The sequence below is a fragment of the Paraburkholderia sp. SIMBA_030 genome, assembly GCF_046535245.1.
Classification (GTDB): domain Bacteria; phylum Pseudomonadota; class Gammaproteobacteria; order Burkholderiales; family Burkholderiaceae; genus Paraburkholderia.
The window spans coordinates 146,068-170,802 of record NZ_JAWRXB010000001.1 but is presented as its reverse complement, the minus strand read 5'-3'; the positions used below and the strand labels follow the sequence as shown (position 1 = coordinate 170,802).

Below are 24,735 nucleotides of genomic sequence, written 5' to 3'. Positions count from 1 at the left end.
TTAAAAGCTATCGGTCACCGGTAGGTCTGAGTGTCATACGCCCTGGCAGCCATCCCGTCTGTCATCCAGATGAACAGGCTTCCGGTATTCGTCAACGAACGCCGTTTCGAACGCCTATGTCCACGTGTGTCTGTTCCGTTCCGGCCAATTGCCGGCTAGCGGCCTGTTGATCCGCCCGCCATGAAAAATTGCCGACGCGCTTCCCCCACGGTGCGTCCCGACGTCCGCGTCGTGTCGACGCTCGCCGCCGTGATCGCGCTCGCCGTGTTCGGGATCGCCGCGCTGACTTCCCTTGATATCGCGGCAGCAGTGTTCTATGGGGTGGTGGTGCTGCTGGTCGCCTCGGCCGGCAACCGACCGGCCACGATCATCGCCGCGTGGGGCTGTGTGGCGCTGACGTTGCTCGGCTTCGCGATCGCGGACAATGGCGATTTTTCTAGCGGCGCGATTGCGCGGTGCGCGGTGAGCCTGCTGGCGATCGCCACCACTTCGATACTGGCATTGAGAAACCTGACCGCGACGACGCTGTTGCACGAGCAGGTCGAACTGCTCAAGCTCGCTCAGGAAGCGCTCGCGCGTTCCACCGCGGAACTCGCTCACGTCACGCGCATCACGATGCTCGGCGAGCTGGCTGCTTCGGTTGCGCACGAGGTGACGCAGCCGATCGCGGCCATCGTGACGTGCGGCGGCGCCGCGCTGCGCTGGCTGAACCGTCCTGTACCGGAGATCAACGAAGCGGCGCAATCCGTCGCGCAGATGATCCGCGACGCGAAGCGCGCCGACGAGGTCATCCAGCGGATCCGTTCGATGGCCAAAAAGCGCGACCGTCGGCCGGTTGGGGTGGATCTGAATGGGATCGTCGACGAATCGATCGAACTGGTGCGGTTCGAACTCGAGCGCCACCGCATCGAGCTGAAAATCGACTTCGCGATGCCCCCGCCCACGGCGTGCTGCGATCGTGTGCAACTGCACCAGGTCCTCATCAACCTGATCATGAACAGCATTCAGGCCATGGCCGACCTGAGCGGGCCGCGCAGGCTCCGGATCGCCACGCGCCGGTTCGACGACGGGCATGCGCAGGTGATCGTGCAGGACTCGGGCGCGGGAATCAGTGAGGAAAACAGCGGCCGTTTGTTCAATACGTTTTTTACGACCAAAGCCGAGGGCATGGGTATGGGGTTATCGATCTGCCGCTCGATCGTTGAGGCACACGGTGGCCGTATCTGGGCCGAATCGCCGGCCGCCGGCGGCGCGGTGCTGCAGTTCATCCTGCCCGTTGATGAAGGGAGATCTCATGAGCGGTGATGTGCGTGACAATGCCGGCGGCAACGCGGGCCACACCATGATCTATGTCGTGGATGACGACGAGTCGATGCGCGAGGCCGTCAGCACCTTGCTGCGTTCGGTCGGGCTCGGTATCGAAACCTTCGGCTTCGCGCAGGAATTCCTCGCCTACGACATGCCGGACGTGCCGAGCTGTCTGATCCTCGACGTTCGCCTCAAAGGTCAAAGCGGACTCGCGGTGCAGGAGCAGATCGCGGCAAGTCAACTCGGTTTGCCGATCGTCTTCATGACCGCGCACGGCGATATCGCGATGACGGTCAAAGCCATGAAGGCCGGCGCGAAGGATTTTCTTGCCAAGCCGTTTCGTGACCAGGACATGCTCGACGCTGTCGCGCAGGCGCTCGCGAGCGACGAGGAGCGGCGCGAGGCCAGCCGCTCCGTCACGGATCTGCGGCGTTGCTACGAATCGTTGACCGCGCGCGAGCGCGAAGTCATGGCCTTTGTCGCGGCCGGGCTGATGAACAAGCAGATTGCGGGCGAATTGAATCTGAGCGAAATCACCGTCAAGATTCATCGCGGGCAGGCGATGCGCAAGATGGGCGCGCGTTCGCTCGCCGACTTCGTGCTGAAGGCGGAGGCGCTTGGCATCAAGCCGCCGCAAGGCATGGCGGCGCCGGCGCGCAACTCGCGGACCTGAGCATCGTGCGGGACGGTCGGTTGTTGGCGCGCGGCTCACGTGGTCATAACAGGCATCGATCTCATACCTGCGTATAGGTTCCTCACCGTTTCCGGCAACCAACCGCTTCTATCCCGTCTTGATCCGACATGCTTCGATGCTCGCCGCGAGCGAGGCGGGGTGGCGTGCTGTCCGCATCCATTGCTGCACGACTAAACCTGGAGATGAGTCGACCCCAACCATTGGTCATTGCGAGCATCCGTATGTAGGGCTAGTTGGAGTATTTCCAGTGCGATACCTTGGAGTCGTCACGGTACCCGATCAATCGGGCACCGGCTCACCACTTCTGGAAGTCTGCGCTTGAGAAGCACAATCGGACGCGCTGCCGAGGTGGCTGCACTGGCAGCGTCTCCAGAGCCACTTTGACGATCAACTGGATTATCCGAAACAGGAGTGCAACCATGCTGGCGAATGCAAATTTCATCGATCCCTGGATGCAGACCCTCGGTTTGCTGTCCATGCTGTCCGGCGATACCGAATCCGGCGTCAACGAACTGGCAGCGGCGGTTTCCCAGAACGGCCGCAAGAATTGCGACCTCCCGGTCATGGGAAAGCGCTTTGAAGTCCAGGTGCATGTGATCGACCGACCGTCGCAGTCGACCGCGACGGTCGTCTGGCGCGATCCGACCCGCTGTTCCTATGGCGATCAGGTCTGGCACGTAAGCCGCGCGCGCGTGGCCGGCGTTTGCGCCATGAGCGGACGCGCGATCCGGCCGGGCGATGCGATCTACAAGCCGCGTCCCTGCCGTCCCGCGCCGCTCAACACCGGTGCGATGATTCTGCGCGTCGTGCTCGACAATGCTGTGGCGCTTTGACCGACATGCAACTGGCGCGCCTGGACAATCGCAGCGCTTTGCTAGTTGCTCCAGGCGCCTGCTGCAATCCCCGCTTGACACCCGTTTGACTCACGCCTGAACCCTGCCTGAACCGTGTTGGACCGCCCGCCTGAACATCTGCCTGATCCTCGCTCGTATCGGCCACATGATGTGAAAAATGGCTGTCATCGCGAACTGGGCGCGTGACAGATCGAGGGCGTCGATGGGATGCATGGTGAACTCCCGCGGTTCGAAGCGTAACTTGACGTTCGCCGGCAAACATGACTGGAAATCATGGCTCGCCGTCGAGCACGGCGCCTGTTCAAACGCCCACTATCCCGAGGAGGTATGACGCCGCGGGTGCCGTGCCGCGTCTCTGTATGAGCGATGGCTCAACCGTGGGCACCGTATCCCTATGGATAATAGTTTTGGATGAATTTCCCAATTAGTATGGTTCTAACGACGCAAGCCTTGCACCGGTCGCGGGGTGCGAAGGGTGCAGTCGTCGAACGTGCCCCTCCTGTTAATCAACCAGGCGTGAGTGCCGCATGATAAAGATCGGTCGAGTAACAGTGTCGTTGGAAATGCGTGAGGTGTACCTGGATGATCGGCTGCTCCAGGTCGGCTCAAGGGCATTCGATATCCTCGAACTGCTGATCCTGGCGAGGGGCAAGACTGTCACGAAAGACGAGATTCTCCGACGCGTGTGGCCGAATTCGGTGGTGGAAGAAAATAATATTCATGTCCAGCTTTCGGCGCTCAGGAAGATCCTGGGCGCTGACAGGCACGCGATTTGCACGATCTCGGGGCAGGGCTACCGCCTCACCGTTCCCGCTGAAGGAAGTGCGCGAGTTGGATTGCCCGAAGCCATTCATGGCGGGCAAGCGGGTGTGGCGCGCCTGAGCGGCCTGCCGGTTTGCCATGCGCCGTTGATTGGACGCGACGGTGCACTTGCTGAAATCACTCGTGCCCTGAATGGGACTCCGATTGTCACCTTGCTCGGGCCGGGGGGCATCGGCAAGACACAACTCGGCATCGCGGTGGCGAGGTCGATCGCGGCTGCTTCCGACATGGAAGTGTGCTTCGTCACGTTGGCCGGGGTGGAGAATACCCAGGGCGTCGTCAGCACGATCGCGGGAGCGCTGGGCGTCGGCCGTGCCGATGACGACGTTGCACTACAGTCGCTCGTCGCCACGCTCCGGGGACGCAAGTTGCTGGTCATGCTGGACAACTGCGAGCACGTGATCGACGCGGCGGCAACCGTGTGTGAACTGCTCGTCCAGACAAGCGCGGACCTGCGCATTCTGGCAACGAGCCGTGAGCCGTTGCGAACTCGGGACGAGAAATTCTATTGGGTGGCGCCGCTTGATATCCCGGATGCGGGGGCGAACTCGCAGGCGATCCTGGCCTGTAGTTCAGTAAGAATGTTTCTGGCGCAGATGCGTGCATTCAACGCGGACGTCGACACCGAACCCGGCAGCCTCGACATGGTGGCTGCGATTTGCCGCCGGCTCGACGGTGTGCCGTTGGCTCTCGAACTGGCAGCGGCCCGTGCGGCAGTGTTCGGTATTCGTAAGACGGTTTCCGGGCTCGACGACCGGTTCCACTTTCTGACAGGGGGCCGCCGTACCGCGTCGCCGCGGCAGCAGACGCTGGAGGCTACGCTCGACTGGAGCTATCAGCTTCTCAGTGCGACGGAGCGGATCGTGCTGCACAGGCTCGGTATTTTTCCGGCCAGGTTTTCCCTGGAAGCGGCATGTGCCGTCGCGGCCTGTGAACGATTGTCGCACAACGAAGTGACGGAGGCGGTCGTCGGCCTTGCCTCCAAGTGCGTCGTCATGACGACCCTCGACAGCAAGACCAAGGAATATTTCCTGCTCGAAACGACCCGTGAATATGCCCTGCGCAAACTGTATGAATCAGATGAGGCGGATGAAGTGCTGGCGAGAAGCGCGGCCTATCTGGCGTGGTTTTACGAGCAGCCTCACGGGCGCGGTTTCAGGACAGCCACGCTCGGCAACAACCTTGGGGCGCAATCCGTCGCGTCGCGATGAGAGGTGGGTGCCAATGCACCCAGGAAAGGATCTTTTGGAGTTTGGTCTCATGTACCATGACGGCTCTCAAATCCCAATCTTTCTGGAATCTGAAATGCCTGGTCCCTCGGATCGCGAGCCGATGGTGTATGTGATCGACGACGAAGAAATGGTGCGCGACGCGCTATGGCGCCTGCTGCGCTCAGCGGGCTTCAACGCGCAGGGTTTTGCGTCGCCCGCAGAGATACTTTCGAAAGATTTGCCCAGCGTACCGATGTGTATCCTGCTGGATATGAACCTGGAGACCACGAACGGCTTCGATGTTCAAAGCCAGCTCGCGCAGAAGGGCGTGCAGGTGCCGATTATTTTTCTGACCGGGTACGGATCCATCCCGATGTCGGTGCGTGCGATCAAGGCGGGTGCGCATGAATTCCTCACCAAACCGATCGACGACGAAGAACTGCTCGACGCAGTGAGGCGGGCGCTCGCGCAGGACGAGGCCAACCTCGCGGAGCGCGCATTCAACGCGGAGGTGTTGCAGCGTGCCGCGTCGCTAACGCCGCGTGAAATGGAGGTCTTCGAACTTGCGGTGGGCGGTAGGATGATCAAGCAGATCGCGCATGAACTGGGCACGCAGGAAGTGACGGTAAAGGTTCATAAACGGCGCGTGATGAGCAAGATGCGGGCAAAGACGCTTATCGATCTGGCAAAAATGTGGGAATTGATACGTCGGACGCGATGATCGACCTGAAGCAGTAAATATCGCGCCGGATATTTGTCTCTGTTACTACGTCGGCGCAATTGGAGTATTGGCAGCTATGAGCTTTGTTTGCATCGTCGACGATGACGCCTCGGTACGAAATGGCGTCGGAAACCTGCTTAAGGCGGTGGGTTATGCGACTGTGACTTTTTCATCGGGAGAGGAATTCCTCGCTTCCCCGATGATCGACGATGCGCTGTGTGTTTTGCTCGACCTTAAAATGCAAGGCATGCAGGGCCTCGAAGTGCAACGGCAACTAAACGCAGAACATCGGCGTATTCCAATAGTCTTCATGTCCGCGCATGGCGATGACGAGTCGGTTCGGCGAGCGCTGCACCACGGCGCGGTCAGTTTCTTGCGCAAACCCTTTGCGGAAGAAGTACTGCTTGATTCCATCGAGCTTGCTATTGAGCGCGACAGCGGCGCGCACTGAACCTGAGTCGGTAGGGCTCGTTTAACCGTCCTGTAGCGCGAGACTCGTCTGGTCATAAAGGGTGGCTGTTGTATTGGATTCATCCGTCACGGCGCCACGCGTGCTTTGAAAGTATTCGTACCTGCGAACCACGATTTCACTTTCGCCGGACTCGACAAGCATTTGTAGCGCATACGCCCGGGTCGTCTCAAACAGGTGGTAAGTCATCAACGATCCGCTCGGCGCGAACATCAGAAGTGACTTCGAGACGAGACCGGCGATAGCCTCAGTAATGTCGGTCGCGCAGAGGTCCTCGAGCGCGGCGACTTCGCATGCTGCGTTGAGGTGAAAGGCACCGCGGAATACGCTGATGCGTCGCAAGACGGTGCGCTCCTGCTGGCAAAGAAACTGGTAACTCCAGTCGAGTGCCGCCTTCAGCGTTCGCTGCCGCGCCGGCGCGGTACGAGGTCCACCGGTGAGTACGCAAAAGCGCTGGTCGAGTTGCGCGACCAGTTCGCTGATACCCAGTGCGGCCACTCGGGCCGCCGCCAATTCCAGCGCGAGGGGCAAACCGTCCAGGCGACGACAGATCGTGCCGATCAGTGCAGTGCTTTCGCCGTCTGCCCGAAAGTAAGGGGCATATACATGGGCGCGGGAAACGAACATGTCGACGGCACTGCACCTGAGAATGTCGTCGCGCTCTGCATCCTCGGAAGGCACTTCCAGGGGCGGAACCCGGTAGATCCGTTCAAAGCGGGCACGCAGGGGTTCACGGCTCGTCGCCAGAATGGTGAGGTTGGGATTGCTCTCGACAAGCTGTTCGCAGATCGAGGCCACTTCCTGAATCACGTGCTCGCAATTGTCCAGCATGATGAGCGTCTTGCGGCACCCGATCGCCTGGATGAGGCACGCTACAGTGACCACGCCTTTCGAACGTCCGCCTGCAAGCCCTTCGGCGATGGCATTCAAGGTGGACTCGGGGCGTTCGACGGTCGACAGATTGACGTATCGGACTTCGGTATAGAGAGATATCAGGCTACGCGCCGCTTCAAGGCCAAGCTGCGTTTTGCCGATGCCGCCTGCGCCGACCAGCGTGACAAGAGGCGCTGCATCAAGCGCGCTTTTCACGTCGCCGAGCGCTTTCTCGCGGCCGATGAGCGGCATGTGACCAGGCGGAACATTGCTCAGCGGAAGAGATTCTTCGTTTGCCGATTTGCTTCTTCGCGTCCCTGTACGGCCTTCAATTTCATCCGGACATGCCAGAAGATAACCGCGCCCCGGTATGGTCTTGATGAAGCCCCTGTCGTCTCCGAGCAATTTTCGAAGTAAAGAAATGTGCACTTGCAGATTGCTCTCTTCGACGATCGTTTCCGGCCACACGCGCCGGAGAATCTCCTCTTTGCTCACAAGATTGCCGCCTGCCTTGATCAGCACTTCGAGAATATCGAACGCGCGCGTACCGACGTGCAACGGCTCGCCTTTCAGATAAAGCTGCCGTCGCTCCAGCGACACGTCGACGTGACCGATCTTGATCATGACAGTTCCGCGAAGGGTTGAGTTGAGCACAGTTGTGATCGACCGCATGCCCGGTAGAGTGACGATGATCTTATGATTTGGAAGCTACCCCTACGATGAGGGATTCATTAAAGATAGTTAACGCGCAGAGCGCCGGACGTGAGTTTGAACGCGAGGGCGATTTGGGCGGATTTTTAAGCATTTGAAAAATATTCAGCGAGTCGCCCGGAAAAATTAAAAAAATTTAATAGAATCGGTAATTTGTGCGTTGCTCTTTCGCGGATAATCGGAGGTTGCACGGGTAAAGGCGCAATTGAGCCGACTGCGCGCGACGTGACGGTGGACGGTGGACGGTGTCAACCCCGTCGCACCGAGGGCGCGGCGAGGCACAGACTCGAGAGACACTAAAGGGCGGAGCGAAGCATGTACGACTGTCGCGTTAATAGTAGAAAGCCGGCGGCGCCTGAAACCGGAGTGCGCGAGATTTAAATGAAAATCTTGCTCGTCGAAGATAACGAACAGGTCGCGGGGTTTCTGAAGAAAGGCCTGATGGAGGCGGGGCACGTGGTCGACTGCGCGGATAACGGCCGTGACGGCATGTTCCTGGCCGCAAGCGAAACCTACGACGCCATTATCATGGATCGCATGCTTCCCGGTGGTATCGACGGTCTGGGAATTATCGCGGCCTTGCGCGCAACGGGAAATCGCGTGCCCATCCTGATCGTGAGCGCCCTAGACGAGGTTGATGAGCGGATTCGCGGGTTGAAGGCGGGCGGTGACGACTACGTCGTCAAGCCGTTTGCGTTCGGCGAGGTGATGGCCAGACTCGACGCGTTGGCGCGCCGCACTCACGAAAGCTACGCGGAAACCACGCTGAAGGTGGGCGATCTCTCGATCGATCTGCTCTCGCGCAAAGTGGCGCGTGCCGGCAAGTTGATCGCACTGAAGCCGCGCGAATTCAAGTTGCTGGAATACCTGATGCGGCACGCAGATCAGGTCGTCACGCGTACCATGCTGCTCGAAAATATCTGGGACTACCACTTTGATCCACAAACGAACGTGATCGATGTGCATGTGAGCAAGCTACGTCAAAAGATCGATGCGGGCTTCGAGCGTTCCTTGCTGAGGACGGTTCGCAATGCGGGCTACGTATTAACGGTGAACGATTAGTCCGACAGTTGCGGGTGGGGGGCGGCATGATTGAGTTGTCAGGGTTCGGGTTCGAGACGCTCAATGACGATGGTGAGTTCGTGCTATCTCGTGTCAGAAGGCGCGATGGTGCCGAGACGTGGTTGACCGTCACATTGCCTGCCCTGCAACCCGCGGCCAACAGTCAGGCGCGTCTTGAACATGCTTATGAGTTGCGCAGCCTGCTCGATGGCCGTTTCGTTACCCGACCTCATGCCCTGATCGAGTACCGTGGGAGTGCGGCGCTGGTACTCGAAGACCCAGGGGGTATCTCGCTCCGCGCGATCCCAATGGGTTCGCTGGCGCTCGGTCGCTTCCTCGTGATAGCCGGAAATCTCGCGGCGGCGCTCGGCGCGTTGCATGGGCGCGGTCTTGTCCACAAGGACATCAGGCCGGCTAACGTTCTTGTCAATACGGAGACCGGGGGCGTGGCGCTGACCGGCTTCGGTATCGCCTCAGGCGCGACCGGCGAGCCGCCGGCCAGTGCGCCGCCTGATGTCACTGCGAGGGCGCTTGCCTACCTCGCCCCCGAGCGGACCGGCCGTATGAATCGTTCGGTCGATTCGCGCGCCGATCTCTATTCGTTGGGCATCACGTTCTACGAAATGCTGACTGGCGGGTTTCCCTATCGCGCGAACTCGCCCATCGAATGGATTCACTGCCACATTGCCAGACCGCCGATTCCATTGAACGAATTCGCGAGCGACGTGCCGCCCCAGCTCGCCGCGATTGTCATGCGCCTGCTCGCTAAAACCGCGGAGGACCGTTATCAAACGGCACAAGGTCTTGAAAGCGATCTGCGCCGCTGTCTCGATGCGTGGGAGCAAAACGGCCGTATCGACCCATTTCCGCTCGGCGCACATGATGCTCCCGAGCACTTGTGCATCCCCGAGCGATTGTATGGACGCGAGGCACAGACGTCCGCATTGAATGCCGCGTTCGATCGCGTTGTACAGCAAGGCAAGGCAGAGTTCGTGCTCGTATCGGGCTATTCCGGTATCGGCAAATCGTCGCTTGTGAATGAACTGAAAAAAAAGCTCGGGCCGTCTCATGGACACTTCGCTGCCGGTAAATTCGAACAGTACAAGCGCGACATTCCCTATACGACGCTTGGGCAGGCGTTTCAGAGTCTGGCGCGGCAGATACTCGATCGGGGTGAGACAGAGGTCGCGCATTGGCGTGAGCGGCTAAGCGAAGCAGTCGGTCCGAACGGACAATTGATCGTCAACCTGATTCCGGAAGTGGAAAAAATCATCGGTCCGCAACCCGCGGTACCGGAACTTCCGGCGCAGGACGCACAGATTCGATTTCATGGGGTATTCGGACGTTTTATCGGCGCCTTCACGTACGCCGATCATCCGCTCGTGCTCTTTCTGGACGATCTCCAGTGGCTCGACGCCGGGACGATCTGTCTGCTTGAGAATATTCTTGCCACGCCGAAGCTGCAGAATCTTTTGCTGGTCGGCGCCTATCGCGACAACGAGGTGGGCCCCGGGCACCCGCTCAGCCACGCACTTGTTGCGATCCGCAAGTTGGGGATGCCGGTTCACGATATCGTGCTGGCGCCGCTGCAGGTCGGCGACGTGGCGCGCCTGATCGGCGAAGCACTGCACGCCGGGACCGCCGAGGTGTATGGCCTCGCGCAATTCATGTTCGAGAAGACCGGCGGCAACCCCTTTTTCACGGTGCAACTTCTCAAGACGCTTGCCGAGGAGCGTCACCTGGTTTTCGATCCAGTGCGCCGCACATGGGGATGGGACGTGGCGCGTCTTCGCGAGGCGCACTTCTCGGATAGCGTCGTCGACCTGATGGTCGGCAAGATCGGGCGTGTTCCGGATATGACGCAGGCAGCACTTAAACAATTTGCGTGTTTCGGCAACAGCGCGACGACCGCGATGCTCATGCGTGTCGCGGGTACGTCCGACACAGCGGTGCATCGCGCGTTCGCCGGCGCAGTGGAAGCCGGCCTCGTGTTTCGGCGTGAGCACGGCTACGCGTTTCTTCATGACCGCGTACAGGAAGCGGCCTATGCGCTGATTCCTGCGGGTGAGCGTGCGGCCGCGCATCTGCGAATCGGCCGCATGTTCGCGGCCGACGCGACGACGGAGGATCTCGAACAGGATATCTTCGAGATCGTCAACCAGTACAACCGCGCGGCCGAGCTCATCGACGATCCGGCGGAGCGCGAACACGTCGTGAAACTCAATCTGATTGCCGGGCGGCGTGCGAAGACGTCGTCTGCCTACGCGTCGGCATCGACTTACCTTTTGGCGGGAAGCGCACTGCTCGGCGACGAGGCTTGGGTTACCCGATATCCACTCAAGTTCGCCCTGGAATACGGCCTTGCGGAGTGCGAGTTTCTGACCGGCGACACCGGTTCGGCCAAGGAGCGGTTATCGAGCCTTTCGAGGCATGCCGCCACGCTGGCCGACCGCGCAGCCGTGACGTGGTTGCGAGTGACCCTGTTCACCGCGCTCGATCAGAGCGATCTGGCGGTAGAAATCTGCCTGGATTATTTGCGCGATATCGGCATCGACTGGGACCCGCACCCCACCCGCGACCAGGCGCGCAGCGAGTATGACCGGCTCATGCTGCAAATCGGCGAGTCTCCGATCGAATCGCTGATCGATCTGCCGCTGCTCACCGATACCGATCGGCGCGCAACGATGGATGTGCTCACAGCGGTCTTGCCGCCGGCGTTCTTCAGCGACGAAAACCTGGTCTGTCTCGTGTTGTCCCGTATGGCGAATCTGAGTATCGAGCATGGCAACAGCGACGCGTCGTCGATCGGCTATGCCTACCTTGGCATGGTTGCCGGTCCGGTGTTCGGTGACTACGAAGCGGGATTCCGCTTTGGCCAGCTTGGCTTGGGTCTCGTCGACGAACGGGGTTTGCAACGCTTCAAGCCCCGCGTCTATATGTGCTTTGCCTATCACGTGATGCCGTGGACCAAGCACATTCGCACAGGACTTCCGCTATTGCGGCGGGCGTTCGATGCCGCCAGTGAGAGCGGGGACCTCACGTACACCGGCTTCAGCAGTTGTTGCCTGGTGACCAGTCTGCTGGCTGCGGGCGATCCGCTCCCCGACGTCGAACGCGAAGCTCAGGTGCGGCTGGGTGTGGTGCAAGCCGCGAAATTTGGATTGATTGTCGATATCATTGGTGCGCAGTTGCAACTCATTCGAACCTTGCGCGGCTTGACAGCCTCGTTGGGGTCCTTCAATGACGAAGCTTTCGACGAAGCGACATTTGAGCAGCATCTCGAAGCCGATCCATGCCTGGCAATTGCCACATGCTGGTATTGGATTCGCAAACTGCAGGGGCGCTATTTCGCGGGGGATATAGCGGATGCACTGGCGGCCGCCGCGAAGGCGGCGCCGTTGTTGTGGACATCGTCCGGTCACTTCGAGCTTGCCGAGTACCACTTCTATGCAGCACTCACACGGGCACGCCGGTACGACGATGCGACGCCCGATGAACAGGCGGAGCAATGCCGCGAGCTCGTCGAGCATCACGCCAGACTCGAGATTTGGGCCGAGCATTGCCCAAGCAATTTCGCCAGCCGCTCAGCGTTGGTCGCCGGCGAGATTGCGCGCATCAAGGGAAACGAATTCGAGGCGATGCGTGAGTACGAAAGCGCAATCCGCTCCGCGCGTGAACATGAGTTCCCTTTGATCGAGGCGCTGGCGCAGGAGGTTGCCGCGACGTTCTATATGGCGCGTGGATTTACGACGATCGCTTTTGTCTACCTTGGCTATGCACGGCTAGCCTACCTCCGGTGGGGAGCGCTGGCCAAGGTTCAGGCGCTTGACCGGCGCTATCCGAATCTGGTCCATGAACTGGCGAACGACGCACCGGCAAGGCGTTTTGTCGCGGAACAACTCGACGTCGAGACGGTCGTCAAGGCATCGCAAGCCATATCGGGCGAGATTGCCTTCGAAAGACTGATTCATACGCTGATGACCATCGTGCTGGAGCACGCTGGCGCGGGACGCGCGCTGCTCGTCTTGCCGCGTGCGGAGAAATTGTGGATCGAAGCCGAAGCGCTAGCCGGTCGCGAAGGCGTGGAGGTGCGTCTTCAAAGCGAAGTTGTGACACCACGCCATTTGCCGGCATCGATTCTGCATCACAGTATTCGCACGCAGGAACGCGTGCTGCTCGACGACGCAGCGCTGCCCCATCCGTTTTCAGTGGACGAATATTTTCGCTCAAGCCGTTCTCGTGCCGTTTTGTGTCTTCCGCTCATGAAGCAGGCAAAACTGATCGGCGTGCTGTATCTGGAAAACGACCTCGCACCTGGCGTGTTCACGCCGCCACGCATCGCCGTGCTTGACCTTCTGGCTTCGCAGGCGGCAATTTCACTCGAAAACGCGTCGCTAGAAGAGAAAGAAGCGCTGCTCGAAGAGAAGGAGGCGCTGCTGCATGAAGTTCATCATCGGGTGAAGAACAATTTGCAACTGATCAGCAGTCTGCTCAATCTGCAGGCGTCGCGCGTAACCGACAGGTCCGTCGCCGAACTATTCGCCGATAGCCGCAACCGCGTGCGGTCGATGGCGCTGGTGCACGAAAACCTCTATCGCGCGGGCAACTTCGCACGAATCGTGATGGCGACACACGTGAAGAACCTGTGCGGTCATCTCGCGCGCGCCTACGATATGCGTCAGATGGCGGTGGAGCTACAGATCGAGGTTGACGATGTGCAACTGGACATGAACCGTGCGGTATCCTGCGGCTTGATTATCAACGAACTGGTTTCCAACGCATTAAAGCACGCGTTTCCGGATGGACGTGGCGGCTGCGTGCGTGTGGAACTTGGACTGGTCGACGAAGAGCGGTGCAGGCTGACTGTTGCTGACGATGGCGTTGGCATCGCGCCGGAATTTTCGCTCGACGAAGCCGACTCGCTCGGGTTGCAACTGGTCCACGACCTCACGCACCAACTACACGGAGCCCTGGAATTGAGCCGCATGGGCGGCACGACATGCAGCATTATTTTCAATGCAAACGGACGTGGATAAGAACAGGTTATGGCCGCCGCACGCATTCTTATAGTCGAAGACGATCGGGTGGTTGCCAGAGACATCGCGCAACAGATGAACCGCGCGGGCCACACGGTTATCGGTATCACCGCGCGCGGCGAAGACGCGCTTCCGTTGGCGGCCGACACCGCGCCGGATCTGGTCCTGATGGACGTGCGGCTGGAAGGCGAACTCGACGGCGTCGATACCGCGCGGCTGATGCGTGAGAATTTCAATCTGCCGGTCGTTTTCCTGACCGCTTATGCCGACGAGGAAACTGTCCGGCGCGCAACCGTCACCGAACCGTTCGGATATGTTCTCAAGCCGTTTGACGATACGCAACTGCGCACTGTCGTCGAAATGGCGCTGTATAAGCACGGCGTGGAACGCCGTCTGCGCGAAAGCGAACAAAGGTATGCGGTCACCCTGTCGAGTATCGGCGACGCCGTGATTGCGACCGGCCGGGACTCGCGCATCAGCTTTATCAACCCGGTCGCGGAAATGCTGACAGGCTGGGCTCGCGACGAGGCGATGGGTCGCCCGCTGGCGGAGGTGTTTCGCGTGATCAACGAAACGACGCGTGCACCGGCGAAAGATCCTGTGACTGCCGTGCTGAGCGCCGGGACCATCGTCGGGCTGGCGAACCATACAATACTGCTCTCTCGCGACGGGCGTGAGATCGCGATCGACGACAGCGGGTCGCCGATCGTCGACGACCGCGGTGAAATCCTCGGCGTGGTGCTGGTGTTTCGCGATGTCACGCAAAGGCGTCGAGCCGAAGAGGCTGAATCGGCAAATCGCGCCAAAGACCAGTTTCTCGCCAACATCAGCCACGAGCTGCGCACACCGCTGAACGGCATTCTGGGTTATGCCCAGATTTTGCGGCGCGATGCGGCAATGACCGAGCGGCAACTGTCGAGTCTGAGGGTGATCGAACAGAGCGGCGAGCATCTGCTCATGCTGATCAACGACATTCTCGACTTTGCTCGAATCGAAGCGGGCAAGTTCGAACTGAACGTGACAGACGTACCGCTTGGTCCGTTCTTACGTGTCATCGCCGAGATGGTGAGCGTGCGTGCCGATCAGAAGAATCTTGTCGTGAACCGCGAGGCGCCGGCGAATTTGTCGAAGGTCATTCGTGTTGACGAAAAACGCCTTCGGCAGGTGCTGCTGAATCTTCTTGTCAATGCAGTCAAGTTCACGGACCAGGGTGAAGTCACGCTTGTCGTTCGAATGATTTCAAATGGAAGGCTGCGTTTCGAAGTGAGGGACACCGGCGTCGGCGTGAGTCCTGACAGGCTCGAAACCATCTTTCAGCCGTTCGAACAAGCCGGAGATTTCACACGACGCACAGGCGGCGTCGGCCTCGGGCTTGCGATCAGCCGCCAGTTAGTGCGCATGATGGGGGGCGAAATCCATGTGGCGAGCACCGTCGGCAGCGGGAGCACATTCTGGTTCGAACTCGATGCACCCGTGTCCTATGCGGACGTGGCGGACTTTAGTCCACCCCTTCAGATCCCGGCTGATGAAGGCGAAGAGCGTCACGTGCTTGTGATTGACGAGCCTGTCGTCCCACCGCGTAATGAAATGGAGACACTGCATCGGTTTGCGCTGCTTGGCTCGATGCGTGACATCGTTCATCACGCCGATTACCTTATCGGCCTCGACGTTCGCTACGAGGCCTTCGCAATGCAATTGCGCCGTCTTGCGGCGGCTTTTGAGTCGCAGGCCTTGCTATCCTTGATCGAACAACATCTGGATCGAGACGCGTGAGAACAATGGAACCGTTCGACAAGGGTTCGCCCATTGTTCTGGTTGTCGACGATACGCCGGCCAATCTAGGACTCGTGGTCGAATGCCTCGAAGGCAATAATCTGCGAGTAGCCGTTGCGCGTGACGGGGCAGAGGCGTTGCGTCGCGCAGAGCTTGTGCAACCCGACCTTATCCTGCTCGATGTCATGATGCCTGGACTCGACGGTTTTGAAACCAGCCGGAAATTGAAAACGATGGAGAAGACCCGGGATATTCCGGTGATCTTCATGACTTCGTTGGCGCGAACTGAGGATAAGATCACGGGCTTTCGCGCCGGTGCGGTGGATTACATTACCAAGCCACTGCAGATGGAAGAGGTCGCGGCTCGCGTCAATACGCACCTGAAACTACGCGCGCTGCAAAAACTGCAGGAACAGCAAAACATCCAGTTGCAAAAGGAGGTGAAGACGCGCAAACAGGCTGAGGAGACGCTGATCGAGGTAATCAATGGTGTGCGCAATGTGTCGAATGCGATTGCTCACGATTTGCGCACTCCGCTCACGGAACTGCGTTCCCGGCTTGAGGTGCTGACGCTCACGCTGAAACGGCAAGGCAATGATGAATTTCTGCCGGAGTTGGAGGTCGCATTGACGGACGTCGATCGCGTAATCAGCATCTTCAATGCGTTGTTGCGTCTCGCCGAAATTGACGCAGGCGTTCGCCGCTCAGGGTTCATGCCTGGCGATCTGGAAACGATCGTTTCGGATGCCGTCGAGTTTTATCAGCCCGTGGCGGAGTTGCGCCGCGTGACGCTGTCGCTTCGGACTTCGGGTGATCTTATGGTGATTTCCGATCCGCTTTTGCTCGCGCAAGCGATTGGTAATCTGATCGACAACGCATTGAAATTCGCCCGGGACGAGGGGGAAATCAACGTGGTCGCGACGCGCGGCGATGACATGATTTCGATCTCGGTTGCGGACGACGGCCCGGGCATTCCGGATGAAGAAAAATCCAAAGTGACTGAGCGGTTCTATCGTGGCGACGCGAGTCGCGGAACGCCGGGCGTAGGCCTTGGGCTCGCACTCGTGAAGGCGGTGGCGACTCTCCATCGCGGCTCGCTCGACTTTGCAGACAATCAACCGGGACTCATCGCTACCCTGAACGTGAGCTGTCGTCTTTGAGGAAATAATGGCAGCGCGACTGGTCCGATTTGGTGCAAATCGCGTTACCGCGGTGCTTGGCCGCGCTTACGGATCCGCTGCACAGCCCCGCATCGACGGCTGGTCAAGCGATGGTTCAGGTGTGTCCGGGTCCATGTAGATATCCCGGGATTTGCAACGCTGATTCATATCCGGACCACCATGACCCAGCGTAACGCCGCGCGAAGTCAGCAGGGCGGATCGTCCGCCCGCCGTACAACGTCTCGAAGCCGATTATCGGGCAAACCGACGCTTAGCTCATAGTCGGGTAGTCGGTATAGCCGGTTACATCCCCGCCGAAGAAATGGGTGCTGTCGGCGGCATTCAGCGGGTGTCCGCCGCGCAGACGGGCCGGCAGGTCAGGATTCGCAATGAAGGGCCTTCCGAACGCAATGATGTCGGCCCGGCCGCTGGCGATCGCCTTTTCGGCGGTATCACGGTCATAGCCGCCAGCAATCATCAGCACACCTTTGTATTCGTCTCGCAGCAGTTTGATGATGGCGTCCCAGCGCGGGTCGAAGATCTCGTCCTTTACCGTGCCTACCATCGCCGGTTCGACAAGATGCAAATAGGCGAGACCATAGTCATTGAGCTTTCTCACGATGTGGCCGAACGTTGCCTCGGGCGTGTCATCACCCATACCCATGAAACGTCCCATGGGAGTGAGGCGAACCGCGACGTTTTGTGGTCCCACTTCGTCGCTGACGGCGGCGACGACTTCAAGCAGCAGGCGAGCACGATTTTCGATGCTGCCGCCGTAGCTATCGAGGCGATGATTACTGTTGCTGTTGATGAACTGGTCAAGCAGATAGCCGTTCCCGGCGTGAATTTCAACTCCGTCCATGCCGGCCGCGATCGCGTTGCTCGCGGCACGTCGGTAGTCGGCGATGATCTCTCGAATGCCCTCAACGGTGAGTTCCTGCGGTACCGGTACGTCGCCCCATACGCCATTGCCAGCGTCGTCAACAATGAATGTCTTTCCGGGCACCGGCATGGCGGTGGGGGCAACAGGCAGGCTGCTATTCGGTTGGAACACGGGGTGTGAGACACGGCCGACATGCCACAGCTGGAGGAACATGTGGCCGCCTGCTTCATGAACAGCCTTGCTGACGGCGCGCCAGCCTTCAATCTGCTGTTCCGTATGGATGCCCGGCGTCCATGCATAACCTTGGCCCTGCTGTGAGATTTGTGTTGCCTCACTCACGATCAGTGCCGCGCTGGCGCGTTGGCGATAGTATTCGACGTTCAGGTCTGTCGGCACGTTTCCCGGCTGGCCGGCTCGCGAGCGTGTGAGGGGCGCCATCGCAACGCGGTGGTCGAGAGAGAGGCGACCCAGTTTGATAGGGTTAAAAAGGTGCTTCGTCATGGCGTATCTCCATCAAGGATGTGAGGCGGGCCGTACAGCTCCGCCAATTGCATTTCAAGGCATGATCTGGTGCAGCAAGACTTATCTGATCCTTCCGCAATGCGACTGTGAGATGTCGTGTTCGCTGTTGACCGACATGCGGTGGCGCTGCATGTCTGTGCGGTTGGCTGATGTGTGTAAGCGTAGGGGAGGCGGCGCCTGGGCGGAATCCCAACGGCGCGCTACACATCGTTGCGTGGTGTGCAAAGGTCGAAGAAGGCGCTGTGGGTGTTGCTGGCGTTTGCTGGTATTTGCCGAATACCAGTCGCCAGTTTCCGGTCAGCCACTAGCGGCGGAGCTTCATAATGCGGTCACCCAAAGAAATTCCGAGTTCCGACATGCTGATACCGAGCCGCCTTTGCTGTAACTCCCAGCCGGACAGTGCAGACTGCAGGTGCTCGCTGCCCCGCGAGAGCGCGTGAGCTAGCGCCACAGCGTTCGCAGCAGCTTTTGCGGTGCTGCCTGCGGTATGCGGACGTGGTACGTACGCAGCATCGCCAAGCAGAATAGTCCGGCCGAAGACCATTCTTTCCACTCGAAGGTCCTGGATTGCCTGGACGAAGGGCTCCGTCGTAGCCTGAACGAGGACCTGCAGGGTAGGCGCGAGCAACCTGCTCGCCGCGGAACGCAGTTCGGCGATATCGTCGTCTTTTGTTGTTCCGGGAGGCAGCGACGTGCTGCGTTGGGTCCCGTTCCTGTCCAGCATCAAAGCCCTGAGGATGTCGCCGGACATCGGGCGGTACCAGACCCAGTTCCAGCGCCGCTTGCCGACTTCGGTCGTACCGTCTTCCCCTGGTACGAGATAGACCAGGATCAGATGTGCTTCACCTTGCTGGAAAGTAAAGCGGTCACGTAGAACATTCGCCGCGTCGACTGGCAGATCATTTTCTTCGACGAGGCCTCGCCATGCGATATAGCCCGCATAGCCGGGTTGTGATTCAGGCAGCAACTGAGCCCGAACCGTAGAGCGCGCACCATCGGCTCCGATTAGAAGATCTGCTTGCTCGACCCGGCCGCCTTCAAAATGAGCCTTGACCGATTCGGCTGTTTGCTCAAGATGAATGAAACGTTCGTCTGGGTGAATGACATCAACTGGCAACGCACGTCTCATGGCGCTGTAAAGAAGGCTCCAGGAGGTTTGCGTCTGAGGCATGTAGAACTGGTCGATGATGCGGTCGTTCTGGTCGAGGTAGATGCGATCGCCGGAGTCCACGCCAGGATAAGCCGGCAATTTCACGCCGCCGAAACGGAAGGCTTCCAGAACGTCAGGCTGGAGCACGATGCCACCGCCCCGGCTGTCGAGTTCATTGGGCGACTGCTCGAAGAGCTTCACGTCCCATCCGACTGCACGCAGCGCAGTCGCCGTGAAAAGACCGCTGAGCGAACCGCCGATAATGGTTGCACGGGGTCGATTGACATTGCTCATGGGACGCTCCTGATTATTCTGCGTCTGATTGTTCGACAGAGCTGTGGCGTTCACAGCGTTCTCCTTCTATTGCTTGATCGTTGGAGATTAGCCGTTACGGAACCAGCGGAAATCCAGGCGCAACGCAATCCACCTTTGCACAATATGCAAAAAGGCTGTCAGAAATGCCGCGACGCTGGGTGGCGAAAGGCGGTGCCGTACATGAGATGAGTGAGCAGACTACGCTGTTTGGCCCGTCTCGTTGCCTTGCACGCAAAGGTGCGTTGCCTCATGTTGCAATTCTTATCGGTTGGCAATCGCGCTATCGTGCGTCTGCAAACAATCCTTTTTGGAGATGTTCGATGAACAAGCTGAATATCGAGCTCACGTACGATTTCATTTGTCCCTGGTGCTGGATCGGCGAGGAAAAACTGAAGCAGGCGATTCGCGAAACGAACGCCGGCGAGCAAACGAAGCTTGTGTTTGTTCCTTATGAATTGAATCCGGGTATGCCGGTCGAAGGTCTCGACCGTAAAGAATACCGGTCGGCGAAGTTTGGGAGCTGGGCGCGCTCGCAAGCAATGGATGCTCAAGTCACCGAGGCCGGACGTCAGGTCGGTCTGGAATTCAACTACGCGTTGGCGAAGCGTACGCCGAACACGCTTGCCGCACATCGGCTCGTATGGGTGTTGCAACAAAGACATGATGTAACAGCGCTGGTGGAGGCGATCTTCCATGCGTATTTTTCCGCTGGACGCGATATTGGAGACATCGCCGTGTTGACGGAGATCGCGGTAGCGACGGGCTTCAAGAAAGACAAGGTCGAAGCGTTTTTTGCGTCGGGCGGTGGAGTCGACGAAGTGCGTGCGCTTGAAACTCGGGCAATGGAGCATGGCGTCAACTCGGTACCGTCGGTGAAGATTGGCGACGAAATTATCAGCGGTGCACAGTCTGTCGCTCTGTTTCGGGTAACACTTGAGGATGCCTTGAAACCCAGCGCCACCGCGGCTTAAGCCGATCCGAGGTGGTCATGGGCCGCTTCGCCTCGGCGTCGGAGGGACTGCGGGCTGTCGTTATTGAACGGGCTGCGGTGGGTGGACAAGCGGCAAAAAGATTTTGATCGTAGGCGGCGGAAACTCCGCAGGCCAGGCCGCGATGAATTTCGCGCGAACTGCGCAGAGTGTCACCTTGATCGTTCGCGGCGAGTCTCTCGCAGCAACGCTATCGCATTACCTGCTGGATCGCATTGCCCTGATACGGCTGGCAAAAGCAAAAGCGTCACGCGCTGCTCGTCGCCGGTTAAACCGGTGCCACAACTCGCTTCTTGCCGCGCTGCTTCAGCATTCTCGCTTGCAACACGATCACCAGCAGCAGGAACACCCCGCGAATCACCGATTGCCAGTACGCCGAGAGACTGATGAATCCCAGGCCGTTTTCGAAATTCAGGATGTTGAACACCAGCCCGAGCAGCAGCACGCCGGCGATCGTCATCGCGATCGAGCCTTCGCCGCCGGTGAGCAAGGTGCCGCCAAGCACCACCGCCGAGATCGCGAACAGCTCCCAGCCGACGCCTTCGTTCGGCTGACCTGCGCCGAACTGCGCGGCCAGGATCACTCCTGCCATGCCGGCGAGCAGCCCGCTTACCGCGTAAGTCATCACCAGCGTGCGGTCGACGTTCAGGCCCATCAGCCGCGCCGCTTCGTCGCTGCCGCCGATGGCCAGCGAATGCCGCCCGAAGCGCGTGCCGCGCAGGGCGAGCCAGCCGGCCACGGCGGCGAGCGCCGCCACGACCCCCGGGATCGGCAGGCCGAACAGATCGCCTTGACCGAAGTTGCCGAAGTTCGAGTCGGCGGCAATCGACACAGCGTCGTTCTTGCCGAGCAACAGCGCGACGCCGTGCGCGCCGAGGCTGGTCGCGAGCGTCACGATGAAGGGCAGGATTTTCAGCCGCGTGATGATCAGGCCGTTGAGCACGCCGACGGCCATGCCCGCCGCGCAACCGGCGACGACGGCAACCCAGCCGCCGTACACGCTGGTCAACGCCGCGACGACGCTCGCCAGGGCGGCCACCGTGCCGACCGACAGGTCGATCCCGCCCGTGATGATCACGAAGGCCATGCCGATCGAAATCAGCGCGAACATCGAGTTGTAGCGCCAGAACGAGGTGATGTTGTAGGCCGAGCCGAAATGGTCGTAGCGCACGAGGCCCAGCACGATGAGTGCGGCGAGAGCAAGCAGGATAGGCAGGTTCTTTTTCATCGCATTGAATCCGGACGTGTCCCTTAAGCGTTAGGGTTACCGTGAGCGCCGCTGCACATAAACCGCCGCGACGATGATGCCGGCCTTCACCACCAGTGCCGCCGCGTCGGGAATGCCGTGCGCGAGCAGCGTATAGCGCAGCAACTGGATGATCAGCGCGCCGATCAGCGTGCCGCCGATATACGCCTTGCCTCCCGTCAGCGCCGTGCCGCCGACTGCCACTGCGGCGATCGCATCGAGTTCGACGCCGAGCCCCACCACATTCGCATCCGACGACGAATTCACCGAGATCGAGATCAGTCCCGCCAGCCCCGCGAGCGCGGCGCATACCGTGTAGGCGATCAGCTTCACGGTGGCCGTCGGCACACCGCACAGATAGGCGGCCTTTTCATTGCCGCCGGTGATCAGCAGATACTGGCCAAACAGCGTCTTGCGCACGACCCACGCGAACAGCACGACTAGCGCGAGCATCAGCAGCACCTGAAACGGCACGCCGAAGACCTTGCCCAATGCGATCCACTGGAATGCGGGCGTGTTGAACGCCTGCAGGCTGCCGTCGGTGACGACCTGAGCGATGCCGCGCCCAGCGATGAACAGCACCAGCGTCGCGACAATCGGCTGGACGGATAGCCTCGTCACCAGCAAGCCGTTGAAGACGCCGCACGCTGCCGCCGCCAGCACCGGCAGCACGAACGCGAGCGCAATGCCGCCCGGCCCCGGAATGTTCAGGAACAGCATCGGCGCAAGCGCGCCGGAGATCGCCATCGACGCGCCCACCGACAGATCGATGCCGCCCGTCGCCACCACCAGCGTCATGCCAATGCCGACGATCACGATCGTCACCACCTGCGTCATGTTGACGTTGAAGGTTTGCAGCGACCAGAAGTGCGGGGTGAAGATCAGGTTGAAGAGCACCATTGCGAGCAGCACGATCACTTCGCGTTGCATGGCCAGGTGCCGCCATTTCTTCACTGTCGATGCGGCGGTGGTGCGCGGCGCGGCTGCGTCCGGCTTGTGCGCCGCGGTCTTGGGGTGCAGCGGCTCGGTGTGCAGCTTAAGCGCCATGACGGTCGCCCCCTAACGCGTCTTCGATATGGGCGGACTGGGCGGCTTCGGCCAGTTGCGATTGGCCTTCGCTGCCGTAGGCGATGGCGTCCATGATCGCGGTGTCGCTCATGTCGGCGCCGTTCAGTTCGGCGACGGTGCGGCCGTCGCGGATGACCACCGCGCGGTCGGCCACCGCGGTCAGTTCTTCGAGTTCGGAGGCGGACAGCAGCACGGCGAGCCCCGCATCGCGCAGTTCGCGCACGATTTTCGCGACGTCGGCTTTGGCGCCGACGTCGATGCCGCGCGTGGGTTCGTCGAGCAGCAATAACGAAGGCTCAGCGGCGAGCCAGCGGGCGAGCAGGACCTTCTGCTGATTGCCGCCGGACAACTCGCGAATCGGCTGATCGGCCGAGCGCAGCTTGATGCCGAGCGACGCAATGAAACGGTCGACGATCGCCTGCTGCTTTTTCACGTCCACCACGCCGTTCTTCGCCAGTGTGCGCAAGCAGACGAGTGTGAGGTTGTCGCGCACCGAGAGTTCGGGGACGATGCCTTCGGCTTTGCGGTCTTCGGTGAGGTAAGCGAGGCCGCGCGCGATCGCATCCTGCGGCGACTTCAACGCTACCGTCTCTCCGCCAATCGACAAAGAGCCTTGTTCGAGCGGATCGGCGCCGAACATCAGACGCATGGTTTCGGTCCGGCCCGAGCCGAGCAGGCCCGCGAGACCCACCGCTTCGCCCGCATGGACTTCGAGCGATACGTCGCTCACTTTCGGATGCGTGCTCAGATGCGTCGCGGCGATCGCCTGCTTGCCACGCCGCGCAAGATTCGCTTCGCGCGCGGCGGCGTCTTCCTGCACGACGGCGGCAAGCGTGCGGCCGAGCATCGTCGTGACGAGTTGCAGTTTGTCCATCTCCGCCATCGTGTTTTGCGCGACCGTCTGGCCGTCGCGCATCACGGTGACGCGGTCGCATAGCGCATACAGTTCGTCGAGCCGGTGCGAGACGAAGATCACCGCGCGACCGTCGTCGCGCAGTTTGCGCACGACAGTGAAGAGCAGTTCCACCTCGCGTTCATCGAGCGACGAGGTGGACTCGTCCATGATGACCATCTTCGCATCCGACGACACTGCGCGCGCCAGCGCCACCATCTGCTGGATCGCGGTCGAATAGCGGTTGACCGGTTTCTTCACATCGATTTGCAAGCCGAACGATTCGAGCAGGGCGGCGGCGCGCGTCTGCACCGCGCGCCAATCGATCAGGCCGAAGCGGCGTGGTTCGCGGCCGAGGAAAATATTCTCCGCCACCGAGCGGAACGGCACCAGGTTGATCTCCTGGTAGATCGTGCTGATGCCGGCTTCGCGCGCCTGTTTGGGCGTGCGAAAATCAACTTCGCGGCCTTCGAAGCGAACGCTGCCCGCGCCGCGCCGATACGCGCCGGTCAGGATCTTGATCATGGTCGATTTGCCGGCGCCGTTCTGGCCGATCAGCGCGTGCACTTCGCCGGCTGCCACGCTCAGATTGGCGCTGCGCAACGCGGGTACGCCGCCGAAGCTGATGCCGATGTCCTGCATCTCCAGCAGCGGCGAATCGGTAAGGGGAGAGTGTGGCGTCTGCGTGCCGGATTCCGTCACGGGTGTTCTCCTGATGCGTGTGCTGCTTCACGTGCTGCTTCACATGCTGCCTCATGCACTGCATGCGTTGCACGTGCGAGCCGCGGTGGCCATTCGTTCGGGCGCTATGCAGGCGGCGCCGCCGAACCCTGTTACGCCGCATAAAAGCGAAGCGACGGCCCGTGCTACCACGAACGCGTCGCTCCGAACCCTTCCCGTCACCCGCCCCCGAGGAGACTGATTCGGGGCGGGGACGTCCTGCGGGAAGCTTGCGAAACGCGTGGATGTTACGCTG

17 protein-coding genes are annotated in these 24,735 nt (G+C 60.3%); 11 read left to right on the top strand and 6 right to left on the bottom strand.

The window, feature by feature from the left end; genetic code table 11:
* Positions 1 to 180 precede the first annotated feature (180 nt).
* The 6 genes from SB772_RS00730 to SB772_RS00705 all read left to right on the top strand — a co-directional run bounded on the left by SB772_RS00730 (position 181) and on the right by SB772_RS00705 (position 6,061).
* Positions 181 to 1,305, top strand: a complete 1,125-nt coding sequence (locus SB772_RS00730; protein ID WP_410831372.1) for a sensor histidine kinase — start codon at positions 181 to 183, stop codon at positions 1,303 to 1,305.
* Entirely contained in the window at positions 1,295 to 1,981 is a 687-nt protein-coding gene (locus SB772_RS00725) for a response regulator transcription factor (RefSeq protein WP_410831371.1), read from the top strand. Before SB772_RS00730 ends, SB772_RS00725 begins: the two co-directional genes overlap by 11 nt.
* Positions 1,982 to 2,421: 440 nt before the next feature.
* Complete coding sequence (locus SB772_RS00720) at positions 2,422 to 2,835, top strand: DUF3331 domain-containing protein (RefSeq protein ID WP_410831370.1); 414 nt, start codon at positions 2,422 to 2,424, stop codon at positions 2,833 to 2,835.
* A gap of 548 nt (positions 2,836 to 3,383) precedes the next feature.
* The gene (locus SB772_RS00715; RefSeq protein WP_410831369.1) at positions 3,384 to 4,889 is read left to right on the top strand and encodes an ATP-binding protein; all 1,506 of its coding nucleotides are present in this window, start codon (positions 3,384 to 3,386) and stop codon (positions 4,887 to 4,889) included.
* Complete coding sequence (locus tag SB772_RS00710; RefSeq protein ID WP_410831368.1) at positions 4,861 to 5,610, top strand: response regulator transcription factor; 750 nt, start codon at positions 4,861 to 4,863, stop codon at positions 5,608 to 5,610. The genes SB772_RS00715 and SB772_RS00710 overlap by 29 nt, the downstream gene beginning before the upstream one ends.
* A 76-nt stretch (positions 5,611 to 5,686) precedes the next feature.
* Positions 5,687 to 6,061: a response regulator transcription factor gene (locus SB772_RS00705; RefSeq protein ID WP_410831367.1), complete on the top strand. Its 375-nt coding sequence runs from the start codon at positions 5,687 to 5,689 to the stop codon at positions 6,059 to 6,061.
* A 21-nt stretch (positions 6,062 to 6,082) separates the two neighbouring features.
* Here the strand turns inward: SB772_RS00705 and SB772_RS00700 are convergent, their stop codons facing one another.
* Positions 6,083 to 7,576, bottom strand: a complete 1,494-nt coding sequence (locus SB772_RS00700; protein WP_410831366.1) for an ATP-binding protein — start codon at positions 7,574 to 7,576, stop codon at positions 6,083 to 6,085.
* Positions 7,577 to 8,044: 468 nt separating this feature from the next.
* Here SB772_RS00700 and SB772_RS00695 point away from each other — a divergent pair, with 468 nt between their 5' ends.
* From SB772_RS00695 to SB772_RS00680, 4 genes are read left to right on the top strand one after another with little or no spacing between them, the layout of a single operon-like run.
* A complete protein-coding gene (locus SB772_RS00695) occupies positions 8,045 to 8,725 on the top strand; it encodes a winged helix-turn-helix domain-containing protein (RefSeq protein WP_410831365.1) in 681 nt (226 codons plus the stop codon).
* Positions 8,726 to 8,751: 26 nt separating this feature from the next.
* A complete protein-coding gene (locus tag SB772_RS00690; protein ID WP_410831364.1) occupies positions 8,752 to 13,761 on the top strand; it encodes an AAA family ATPase in 5,010 nt (1,669 codons plus the stop codon).
* Positions 13,762 to 13,770: 9 nt separating this feature from the next.
* Entirely contained in the window at positions 13,771 to 15,534 is a 1,764-nt protein-coding gene (locus SB772_RS00685; protein ID WP_410831363.1) for an ATP-binding protein, read from the top strand.
* Positions 15,535 to 15,539: 5 nt separating this feature from the next.
* Positions 15,540 to 16,694: a response regulator gene (locus SB772_RS00680; RefSeq protein ID WP_410831362.1), complete on the top strand. Its 1,155-nt coding sequence runs from the start codon at positions 15,540 to 15,542 to the stop codon at positions 16,692 to 16,694.
* A 271-nt stretch (positions 16,695 to 16,965) separates the two neighbouring features.
* Here the strand turns inward: SB772_RS00680 and SB772_RS00675 are convergent, their stop codons facing one another.
* Positions 16,966 to 18,078, bottom strand: coding sequence for an alkene reductase (locus SB772_RS00675; protein ID WP_410831361.1), 1,113 nt, complete (start codon positions 18,076 to 18,078; stop codon positions 16,966 to 16,968).
* A gap of 325 nt (positions 18,079 to 18,403) precedes the next feature.
* On the bottom strand, positions 18,404 to 19,543 hold the full coding sequence (locus SB772_RS00670; RefSeq protein WP_410831360.1) for an FAD binding domain-containing protein: 1,140 nt from the start codon (positions 19,541 to 19,543) through the stop codon (positions 18,404 to 18,406).
* A gap of 341 nt (positions 19,544 to 19,884) precedes the next feature.
* Between SB772_RS00670 and SB772_RS00665 the strand changes: the two genes are divergently transcribed.
* Positions 19,885 to 20,535 (top strand): DsbA family oxidoreductase, encoded by a 651-nt coding sequence (locus tag SB772_RS00665; RefSeq protein ID WP_410831359.1) that lies wholly within the window; start codon positions 19,885 to 19,887, stop codon positions 20,533 to 20,535.
* Positions 20,536 to 20,821: 286 nt separating this feature from the next.
* Here SB772_RS00665 and SB772_RS00660 read toward each other — a convergent pair whose 3' ends face one another.
* The 3 genes from SB772_RS00660 to SB772_RS00650 are packed head-to-tail and all read right to left on the bottom strand — an operon-like array spanning position 20,822 to position 24,401.
* Positions 20,822 to 21,781, bottom strand: a complete 960-nt coding sequence (locus SB772_RS00660) for an ABC transporter permease (RefSeq protein ID WP_410831358.1) — start codon at positions 21,779 to 21,781, stop codon at positions 20,822 to 20,824.
* A 36-nt stretch (positions 21,782 to 21,817) separates the two neighbouring features.
* On the bottom strand, positions 21,818 to 22,846 hold the full coding sequence (locus SB772_RS00655; protein WP_410831357.1) for an ABC transporter permease: 1,029 nt from the start codon (positions 22,844 to 22,846) through the stop codon (positions 21,818 to 21,820).
* Positions 22,836 to 24,401 carry a sugar ABC transporter ATP-binding protein gene (locus SB772_RS00650; RefSeq protein ID WP_410831808.1) on the bottom strand — a complete coding sequence of 522 codons (1,566 nt, stop codon included), beginning with the start codon at positions 24,399 to 24,401 and terminating at the stop codon, positions 22,836 to 22,838. Before SB772_RS00650 ends, SB772_RS00655 begins: the two co-directional genes overlap by 11 nt.
* Between the last annotated feature and the right edge of the window lie 334 nt (positions 24,402 to 24,735).

Excerpts from the sequence above, each read along its gene's own strand:
- SB772_RS00725 (WP_410831371.1), top strand. The coding sequence starts at position 1,295 with ATGAGCGGTGATGTGCGTGACAATGCCGGCGGCAACGCGGGCCACACC.
- SB772_RS00720 (WP_410831370.1), top strand. The coding sequence starts at position 2,422 with ATGCTGGCGAATGCAAATTTCATCGATCCCTGGATGCAGACCCTCGGT.
- SB772_RS00675 (WP_410831361.1), bottom strand. The coding sequence starts at position 18,078 with ATGACGAAGCACCTTTTTAACCCTATCAAACTGGGTCGCCTCTCTCTC.
- SB772_RS00680 (WP_410831362.1), top strand. The coding sequence starts at position 15,540 with ATGGAACCGTTCGACAAGGGTTCGCCCATTGTTCTGGTTGTCGACGAT.
- SB772_RS00700 (WP_410831366.1), bottom strand. The coding sequence starts at position 7,576 with ATGATCAAGATCGGTCACGTCGACGTGTCGCTGGAGCGACGGCAGCTT.
- SB772_RS00690 (WP_410831364.1), top strand. The coding sequence starts at position 8,752 with ATGATTGAGTTGTCAGGGTTCGGGTTCGAGACGCTCAATGACGATGGT.
- SB772_RS00655 (WP_410831357.1), bottom strand. The coding sequence starts at position 22,846 with ATGGCGCTTAAGCTGCACACCGAGCCGCTGCACCCCAAGACCGCGGCG.
- SB772_RS00685 (WP_410831363.1), top strand. The coding sequence starts at position 13,771 with ATGGCCGCCGCACGCATTCTTATAGTCGAAGACGATCGGGTGGTTGCC.
- SB772_RS00705 (WP_410831367.1), top strand. The coding sequence starts at position 5,687 with ATGAGCTTTGTTTGCATCGTCGACGATGACGCCTCGGTACGAAATGGC.
- SB772_RS00660 (WP_410831358.1), bottom strand. The coding sequence starts at position 21,781 with ATGAAAAAGAACCTGCCTATCCTGCTTGCTCTCGCCGCACTCATCGTG.
- SB772_RS00730 (WP_410831372.1), top strand. The coding sequence starts at position 181 with ATGAAAAATTGCCGACGCGCTTCCCCCACGGTGCGTCCCGACGTCCGC.
- SB772_RS00670 (WP_410831360.1), bottom strand. The coding sequence starts at position 19,543 with ATGAGCAATGTCAATCGACCCCGTGCAACCATTATCGGCGGTTCGCTC.
- SB772_RS00650 (WP_410831808.1), bottom strand. The coding sequence starts at position 24,401 with ATGCAGGACATCGGCATCAGCTTCGGCGGCGTACCCGCGTTGCGCAGC.
- SB772_RS00695 (WP_410831365.1), top strand. The coding sequence starts at position 8,045 with ATGAAAATCTTGCTCGTCGAAGATAACGAACAGGTCGCGGGGTTTCTG.
- SB772_RS00665 (WP_410831359.1), top strand. The coding sequence starts at position 19,885 with ATGAACAAGCTGAATATCGAGCTCACGTACGATTTCATTTGTCCCTGG.
- SB772_RS00715 (WP_410831369.1), top strand. The coding sequence starts at position 3,384 with ATGATAAAGATCGGTCGAGTAACAGTGTCGTTGGAAATGCGTGAGGTG.